The 7,149-nt window shown below is 64.3% G+C and carries 7 protein-coding genes and 1 pseudogene; 4 read left to right on the top strand and 4 right to left on the bottom strand.

The window, feature by feature from the left end; all coding sequences use genetic code 11:
• The first annotated feature begins 56 nt into the window (after positions 1-56).
• Both EN984_RS16560 and EN984_RS16555 read left to right on the top strand, forming a co-directional pair.
• Complete coding sequence (locus EN984_RS16560) at positions 57-1,205, top strand: Gfo/Idh/MocA family oxidoreductase (RefSeq protein WP_127266573.1); 1,149 nt, start codon at positions 57-59, stop codon at positions 1,203-1,205.
• A gap of 10 nt (positions 1,206-1,215) precedes the next feature.
• Positions 1,216-2,175, top strand: a complete 960-nt coding sequence (locus tag EN984_RS16555; protein ID WP_127266574.1) for an alpha/beta hydrolase — start codon at positions 1,216-1,218, stop codon at positions 2,173-2,175.
• Here EN984_RS16555 and EN984_RS16550 read toward each other — a convergent pair.
• Positions 2,163-3,197: a LacI family DNA-binding transcriptional regulator gene (locus EN984_RS16550; protein ID WP_127266575.1), complete on the bottom strand. Its 1,035-nt coding sequence runs from the start codon at positions 3,195-3,197 to the stop codon at positions 2,163-2,165. The two genes, EN984_RS16555 and EN984_RS16550, sit on opposite strands and share 13 nt — an antisense overlap.
• Positions 3,198-3,607: 410 nt before the next feature.
• Between EN984_RS16550 and rsgA the strand changes: the two genes are divergently transcribed.
• Positions 3,608-4,618 (top strand): ribosome small subunit-dependent GTPase A, encoded by a 1,011-nt coding sequence (gene rsgA / locus EN984_RS16545; RefSeq protein WP_164748644.1) that lies wholly within the window; start codon positions 3,608-3,610, stop codon positions 4,616-4,618.
• 21 nt (positions 4,619-4,639) lie between these two features.
• Here rsgA and EN984_RS16540 read toward each other — a convergent pair whose 3' ends face one another.
• The gene (locus EN984_RS16540; protein WP_127266577.1) at positions 4,640-5,173 is read right to left on the bottom strand and encodes a sterol desaturase family protein; all 534 of its coding nucleotides are present in this window, start codon (positions 5,171-5,173) and stop codon (positions 4,640-4,642) included.
• A gap of 173 nt (positions 5,174-5,346) precedes the next feature.
• On the opposite strand from EN984_RS16540, the gene EN984_RS16535 reads away from it, so the two are divergent.
• Positions 5,347-5,817: an NUDIX domain-containing protein gene (locus EN984_RS16535; RefSeq protein WP_127266578.1), complete on the top strand. Its 471-nt coding sequence runs from the start codon at positions 5,347-5,349 to the stop codon at positions 5,815-5,817.
• Positions 5,818-5,827: 10 nt separating this feature from the next.
• Here the strand turns inward: EN984_RS16535 and pobA are convergent, their stop codons facing one another.
• Together pobA and EN984_RS38835 are read right to left on the bottom strand one after the other, a co-directional pair.
• Entirely contained in the window at positions 5,828-7,000 is a 1,173-nt protein-coding gene (gene pobA / locus EN984_RS16530) for a 4-hydroxybenzoate 3-monooxygenase (RefSeq protein ID WP_127266579.1), read from the bottom strand.
• Positions 7,000-7,149, bottom strand: a pseudogene (locus EN984_RS38835) (3-carboxy-cis,cis-muconate cycloisomerase); the annotation flags it as partial. The pseudogene EN984_RS38835 and the gene pobA, both read right to left, overlap by 1 nt.

Below are 7,149 nucleotides of genomic sequence, written 5' to 3'. Positions count from 1 at the left end.
CCTAACGGCTGGGCGGAACCGGCAGGCCATGAGCGCATTGGGAGGCAGGATCGAAAATGCACGGGACATCAAAGACCAAACTCGGGATCGGCGTCATCGGATGCGGCAACATCTCGATGACTTACCTGCGCAACGCCGGGCTTTTTGGCGGGATCGAATTGCGCGCCTGTGCCGATATTTCGGCCGACATGGCAGCAGTGCGAGCGAAGGAATATGGTATCCAGGCACTCGGCGTCGACGCGTTGCTGGCCGACCCGGAGATCGATCTTGTCCTCAACCTGACCATTCCGGCGGCGCATTTCGATATTTCGTTTGCCGCGCTTTCGGCCGGCAAGCACGTCTTCACCGAAAAGCCGCTCGCCACCTCGGCCGCCGACGGACAACGCCTGGTCAACGAGGCGCGGTCGCGCGGCCTGCTGCTCGGCTCGGCGCCCGACACGTTCCTCGGTGCTGCCGGGCGCCGTGCGCGCCGGTTGATGGACGAGGGCGCCATCGGCCGTCCGGTGACCGGCACCGCCTTCATGATGGGCCGCGGCATGGAGCACTGGCACCCCAACCCGCAATTCTACTACCAGCCAGGCGGTGGCCCCGTGTTCGACATGGGTCCGTACTATCTGACCATGCTGGTCAATCTGCTCGGCCCGGTCGAGCGCGTCATGGCAATGGCGACACGCGGCCAGGAAGAAAGGCTGATATCAGCCGATGGGCCATTCAAGAACACGACATTCAAGGTCGGCACGCCAACCAACGTTTTGTCGCTGCTTGAATTCCGCTCCGGCGCGACCGTCACCTTCGGCGCCTCGTGGGATGTCTTTCGCCACTCCAACCACCCGATCGAACTGCACGGCACGGAGGGCTCGCTGCGCCTGCCCGACCCCGACACGTTCGGCGGCACGGTGTCGCTGTCGGAGCGCGGCACCGACTGGCAGGATTTCGCCAGCGAGGGCGATCTCTACGGCGCCCGCAACTGGCCTTATGCCGCGCCCGACCGCGCCAATTACCGCATGCTCGGCGTCGCCGATCTGGTGCGCTCGCTTCAAACCGGCAGCACCCCACGGGCCTCCGGCAGCCTCGCGCTGCATGTACTGGAGATCATGGAGGCTATCCTGCGCTCCGGTGAAACACAGGGATCAGTCGCCATCGCGGGCGATGTCGTGCAGCCGGCCCTGCTGACCGAGGAAGAGGCGAGCAGCCTGCTGGCCTGAGGACATGACCATGACGCTCGATCCGGATGCGCTGCGCGTCCTCGAAATTGGTCGTGCAGCCGGCGGCGAGCCATTCGAGACCGGCAGCGTGGCGGCGGCGCGAACTGCCTACAACGCCTCGTTCCCGACGTTACAGGGTGAGCACGAGCCGGTCGCTGCGACCCAGGAACGGCAGATCGACGGGACGAATGGGCCTATAGCGCTCCGCATCCATCGCGGCATCGGCGCACCGCAAAGCGGGGCACCGGCGCTGCTCTACCTGCATGGCGGCGGCTGGGTCATCGGCAACCTCGATTCGCATGACGAGATCTGCCGCCTGATGGCCAATCTCGGCGGCGCCGTCATTGTCTGTCCCGATTATCGCCTGGCGCCAGAGCACAAATTTCCCGCCGGGCTCGAGGATTGCCTGGCGACACTGCGCTTCATAGCGGGGAATGCCGCCGGTCTCGGCATCGACATCAGACGCATCGGCGTTGCCGGCGACAGCGCCGGCGGCAATCTCGCCACGGTGCTGGCGCTGCTTGCCCGCGATGGGCTTGCGCCTCAGCTTGCGGCGCAACTCCTGATCTATCCCAACACCGACGCGCGGCAGGCATCGAATAGCTACCAGCGTTTCGGCGACGGCTTCGGGCTCACCGCAACCACCATGGCATGGTTCCGCGACCACTATGTGCGAACGCCCGAGGACATCATGGACTGGCGCGTCTCGCCCTTGCTGGCGCCTGCCCTCGCCGGCGCGGCGCCGGCTTTTGTGGCGCTTGCCGGCCGCGACATCCTCGCCGACGAAGGGGCAGCCTATGCGGCGCGCCTGCAAGCCGCGGGCGTGCCGGTGATCCTCCGGCAGTGGCCGGGCCAGATCCATGGCTTCGTCTCAATGGGACGCCATATTCCCGCTGCCCGGCAAGCGGTGGCCGAGGCGGTGGCTGCCTGGCGCCACTTCGAGAAGGTCGCTGACGATCAGGCCGACTGACGCATCACCAGGGTGGCGCCGAGCTTGACAGTGCGGGCCAGGCCTTGCTTCGGCGGATCGGCCTCGTCCAGCAGAGCCAGCAGTATCTCGACGCTGCGGCCGGCCATGGCGGTGAAATCCTGCGCCATGGTGGTCAGCGCCGGGCAGGTGTAGCGGCTCAGCGGATGATCGTCGTGTGCTGCAACCCGCAGATCGCAATCGGGTCTGCGGCCGACCTTCAGGCCGCGCGAGAACGCAGCCGCCATCACGCCAAAGGCGAGGCGATCATTGGCGCACAGGATGGTGCGGCCGGGCAAGGCGCCGGCCTGCAGCATTTTTTCCGTCTGCTCGTAGCCGATGCGTTCGAAGTCCCAGGTGTAATCGCGGGTGCCTTCGATGACGACCGGCTTGAACCCGGCGGTCTCCATCGCGACGATGTAGCTTTCCTGGCGTTCGCCGGAGTTGTGGTTGACGTGTGGGATGTCGAGATAGACCGGCGGCTCACCCGAACGGCAGAGATAGTCGACGATGGTCGAGACGCTCTGCCGGTTGTCATTGCCGACGAACGGCGTATCGCCCTCGATATAGGTGTCGAAATAGACAATCGGAATATCCTGCCCGAGCTTGTCGAAGACGCCGCGGTCGGAAGCCAGACCCAGTGGGGCGATGATCGCGCCGGCGACCTTCAGGGACAGCAGCGTCCTGACCGACTCCGCCTCCAGCTTCGGCGAACCATGCGAGGAGATGACGATCGGCCAGTAGCCTTCGTCGCGGCAGCGAAATTCGATGCGGCTGACCATCTCGGCGTAGAACGGATCGGTGATCGTCGGCACGACGATGCCGATGTTGCGGGTGCGCTTGCGGTTGAGATTTCGGGCGAAAAGGTTGGGCTGATAGTCCGAGGAGCGCAGGGCGGCTTCGATGCGCGCCCGCGTCGCCGGCTTCACGCTCGCCGGATCGTCGAAATATTTGGACAGCGTCGGCCGGGACACGCCGCATGCCTGGGCGAAGTCATCCATCGTGCGGTGCGTCTTCTCCGCCATCGATATATTCCTGATCCCCTGCCATGATCGGCCCGCCCCCAGTCATGCGGCCGTTGACCGGATGCGACAATCCTGGATGGAACTTATTCAGTCAATTTTCACAGTTACCAATAGAACCCAGAAATATTGCATGCGTCAAATTATTCGTTAACGTTTCAAAGCTGAGGCGGCTCGCCGCCGTTTTTTCCCGCCAAACGCTTTCGGATAGCGCTGTTTCGTCGACTTGATCGTCAGTTCGACGATCGAGGGCCGCAGAAGCTTGCCGCTCGCTCTCGGCTCCGGGCCTGCTTGCCAAATGCCGCCATGCCGCCCATACAGCTGGGCAATCGCCCACCCCGTCCGCGCCTCACCTGCCAGGGATACTCTCCAATGTCCGCGACGCCGTGGTCAAAGCCGTGACGGACCACTCCATGCCATCGCTTGCCGGCCTGGGCTGGACGGATTTTTTTGGCGACCAGCTCGAACCCGGCGACGCCGATCTTATCCCGACGCGGATCGCCACCGTCCACCGCGATCGCCTGACCGGCCTGTCCCAGGCAGGGCCGGTCGATCTGACACTGCCGGCGCAGGCGAACACCGGTGACTATGCGGTCGGCGACTGGGTACTGGTCGATGGGCATGAACACCTTGTGCAGCGCCGCCTGGTCCGCAAGACGGTGCTGGAGCGCCGCACCCAGGGCGGCAGGGTGCCGCAGCTTGCCGCGGCCAATGTCGACACGCTGTTCATCGTCACCTCGTGCAATGCCGACTTCAATCCCGCCCGGCTCGAGCGTTATCTGGCGCTCGCCAATGAGGCCGGAACGACGCCTGTGATCCTGCTGACCAAGGCCGATACCGCTGAAGACGCCGAGACATATGCAAGGCAGGCTGCCGCGTTGCAGCGTGGATTGCCGGTCGTGACGCTGAACCCCCGGACATCGGATGCGGCAACCATCCTGGCTGCCTGGTGCGGTGTCGGCCAGACGGTGGCGCTGATCGGCTCCTCCGGCGTCGGCAAATCGACGCTGGTCAACACGCTGGCCGGATCGGGGCAGCAATCGCCGCAGCAGACCGGAGGCATTCGCGAGCACGATGCCAAGGGACGCCACACCACCACGTCGCGATCGCTGCACGCCATTGCCGGCGGCGGCTGGGTGATCGATACGCCGGGCATGCGGACTTTGCAGGTCAGTGACGTCGCCTCCGGCATCGACACGCTGTTTGCCGAAATCACCGAACTCGCGCCACTGTGCAAGTTCCGCGACTGCACGCATGTGCATGAGCCGGGCTGCGCTGTGCAGGCTGCCTTGAAGGCCGGAACGCTCGATCCGGAGCGCCTTGCCCGCTGGCGAAAACTGTCCGACGAAAACCAGAACAACACGCCGGCTCAGAGCGGACCCCGCGGAGCCAAGTCTCCCGGCGGTCGCGGCAAGAGGCGTTGAACGGCCGAGGCTGAACTGGCTTCAGAGCCGCGCCGTCCCGAAAACGCGATCCCAGAACGCCGACGTCACACCGAAATTGGCCGCTTCGTCGATGTGGTGATGGACCGCGTGGCGACGCTTGAGCGTGTAGAGATAGCTCGGATGCGCGGGATGCCAGTGATGGATCATGTGGTGGATGCTGATGTACCAGAGGTACCCCAGCATCAACCCGCAGCTTACCGCGCTCGCGGTTGCTAAATCCGAGATCATCCATACCGGCAGGAACGCGACCAGCGCATGCACCCCGAGGCTGAGCCAGGTCGGCGTGCCCACCGAACTGCGCTCCTCGACATGGTGACGGTCGTGCAGGTCCTTGATGTAGGGAATGTGGTGAAGAACGAACCTGTGCAGCACATACTCGATCAGCGTCCAGAGGCCGAGACAGGCGAGGACCGTGCCTATCCAGCCCGGCGCACCCTCTTCGCCGGCCTCGAGCAGCCCAGCCACTGCCAGCACGGCGATTACCAGCGGATACACGACGAAGTCGCTGTAGTAGCCAATAAGACCGAGTTGCATCGTCACCTAGCCTTCGAGCCGCCAAATAGGCGATGGTATCAGATTGCCGGACTCGCGGGTGAGGTGCAATGCAGCCGCGCCTGACATAGCGTCGCAATCCCCTGGTGCAAGGTTCGCGTCAACGATTCAAGGACCATCGGCAGGCTGCCAGCTTCGCAAACGGACATACAAAAATGGCAAAACGCAGTGCGGGATTGCTGATCTATCGCCGCAGCGACGACGATCTCAGGGTGTTGCTGGTTCACCCGGGCGGACCCTTCTGGGCGAAGAAGGACGATGGTGCCTGGTCGATACCGAAGGGCCTCGTCGGCGAGGACGAGGATGAGTTGACGGCAGCGCAACGCGAGACCGAGGAAGAGCTTGGCGTCAAGGTCGATGGATACTTCACTCGTCTCGGCGACTACAGGCAACCGGGCGGCAAGATCGTCTCGGCCTGGTCCGTCGAGGCGACCATCGACATCGATGTGACCTCCATCAAGAGCAACAGCTTCACCATGGAATGGCCGCCAAGGTCGGGATCCCTGAAGGAGTTCCCGGAGGTCGACAGAGCGGGCTGGTTCACCTTGCCCGAGGCCGAGGTGAAAATCCTCAAGGGGCAGCGCCCGATGCTTTTGGATCTTGCCAGGCAGCAAGGCGCGGGATGATCCGCAGCCCTCAATAAGGCAGGCCGACATAGTTCTCGGCGAGCGCGGTCGATGCGGCGCGCGAGTGCATGAGGTAGTCGAGTTCGGCCTCCTGGATGCGTTGGCCGAAATCGCCGGTGTCGGGAAAACGGTGCAGCATCGTCGTCATCCACCAGGAAAAGCGCACCGCCTTCCAGACCCGTGCCAGCGCCTTGCCGGAATAGGCATCGATGCCATCATGTGACTTCTCGACGTAGAAGTCGCGCAAACCTGCGAAGAGATAGCGCACGTCGCTGGCGGCGAGGTTGAGCCCTTTCGCCCCGGTCGGCGGTACGATATGGGCGGCGTCGCCAACCAGGAACATCCTGCCGAAGCGCATTGGCTCGGCAACGAAGGAGCGCAGCGGCGCGATCGATTTCTCGAAGGATGGGCCGGTGACGACATTTGCCGCCGTCTGCTCCGGCAAGCGGCGGCGCAACTCGTCCCAGAAGCGCTCATCCGACCACGCCTCCACGCGATCGTCCTGCGGGCACTGCACATAGTAGCGGCTGCGATGCGTCGAGCGCATCGAGCACAGCGCAAAACCCCGCTCGTGATTGGCGTAGACCAGTTCGCGGTCGGCTGGCGGCACCTCGGCCAGCACGCCGAGCCAGCCGAACGGATACTGCCGCTCGAAGATTTTTAGGGTACGCTCGGGCACCGATTTGCGGCTGACGCCATGATAACCGTCGCAGCCGGCAACGAAGTCGCAGTCGATGCGATGCGTGACGCCATCCTTGTCATAGGTGGCGAAAGGCGCGGTGCCGTCGAAATCGTGCAGAGCGACATTTGCCGCCTCGTAGATCGTGGTCAGCCCTGCCGCGTCGCGCTTGTCCATCAAATCGTGCATGACCTCGGTCTGGCCATAGACGGTGACATGCCTGCCGCCGGTCAGCGCCTCGAGGTCGATGCGATGCAAGCGTCCGTCGAAGGCGAGCGAGATGCCAGTATGCGGCAGCCCTTCGGCATGCAGCCTTGCCGCCGCGCCGGCCTGTTCCAGCAATTCGACGGTGCCCTGTTCGAGCACCCCTGCCCGCACGCGGCCAAGCACGCGCTCGCGGCTCGCACGTTCAAGAATGACCGTCTCGACGCCGATGCCGGCCAGCAGTTGCCCAAGCAGCAACCCGGACGGCCCGGACCCGATGACGACGATTTGCGTGCGCATCAGTGGCCGAGACTTTCGACCTGTGCGGCCAGTTCGGCGGCAAGGCGCAGCGACGCTGCCGTTGCGACGACCATTTGCGGCAGCAATAGCCACTCCAGCGTCCATGCAGCACCCGACCGCTCCTGCTCATGCACGAGCGCGTGATGCAG

This window comes from Mesorhizobium sp. M7A.F.Ca.CA.004.12.1.1 (assembly GCF_003997835.1).
In the GTDB taxonomy this organism is placed as follows: domain Bacteria; phylum Pseudomonadota; class Alphaproteobacteria; order Rhizobiales; family Rhizobiaceae; genus Mesorhizobium.
Note: the sequence above shows the minus strand (reverse complement) of the source record. Positions and strands in the feature narration are given on the sequence as shown.

What these genes read in the sequence shown, in the direction of transcription:
- EN984_RS16555 (WP_127266574.1), top strand. Translation starts at nt 1,216, where the DNA reads ATGACGCTCGATCCGGATGCGCTGCGCGTCCTCGAAATTGGTCGTGCA.
- pobA (WP_127266579.1), bottom strand. Translation starts at nt 7,000, where the DNA reads ATGCGCACGCAAATCGTCGTCATCGGGTCCGGGCCGTCCGGGTTGCTG.
- EN984_RS16550 (WP_127266575.1), bottom strand. Translation starts at nt 3,197, where the DNA reads ATGGCGGAGAAGACGCACCGCACGATGGATGACTTCGCCCAGGCATGC.
- EN984_RS16540 (WP_127266577.1), bottom strand. Translation starts at nt 5,173, where the DNA reads ATGCAACTCGGTCTTATTGGCTACTACAGCGACTTCGTCGTGTATCCG.
- rsgA (WP_164748644.1), top strand. Translation starts at nt 3,608, where the DNA reads ATGCCATCGCTTGCCGGCCTGGGCTGGACGGATTTTTTTGGCGACCAG.
- EN984_RS16560 (WP_127266573.1), top strand. Translation starts at nt 57, where the DNA reads ATGCACGGGACATCAAAGACCAAACTCGGGATCGGCGTCATCGGATGC.
- EN984_RS16535 (WP_127266578.1), top strand. Translation starts at nt 5,347, where the DNA reads ATGGCAAAACGCAGTGCGGGATTGCTGATCTATCGCCGCAGCGACGAC.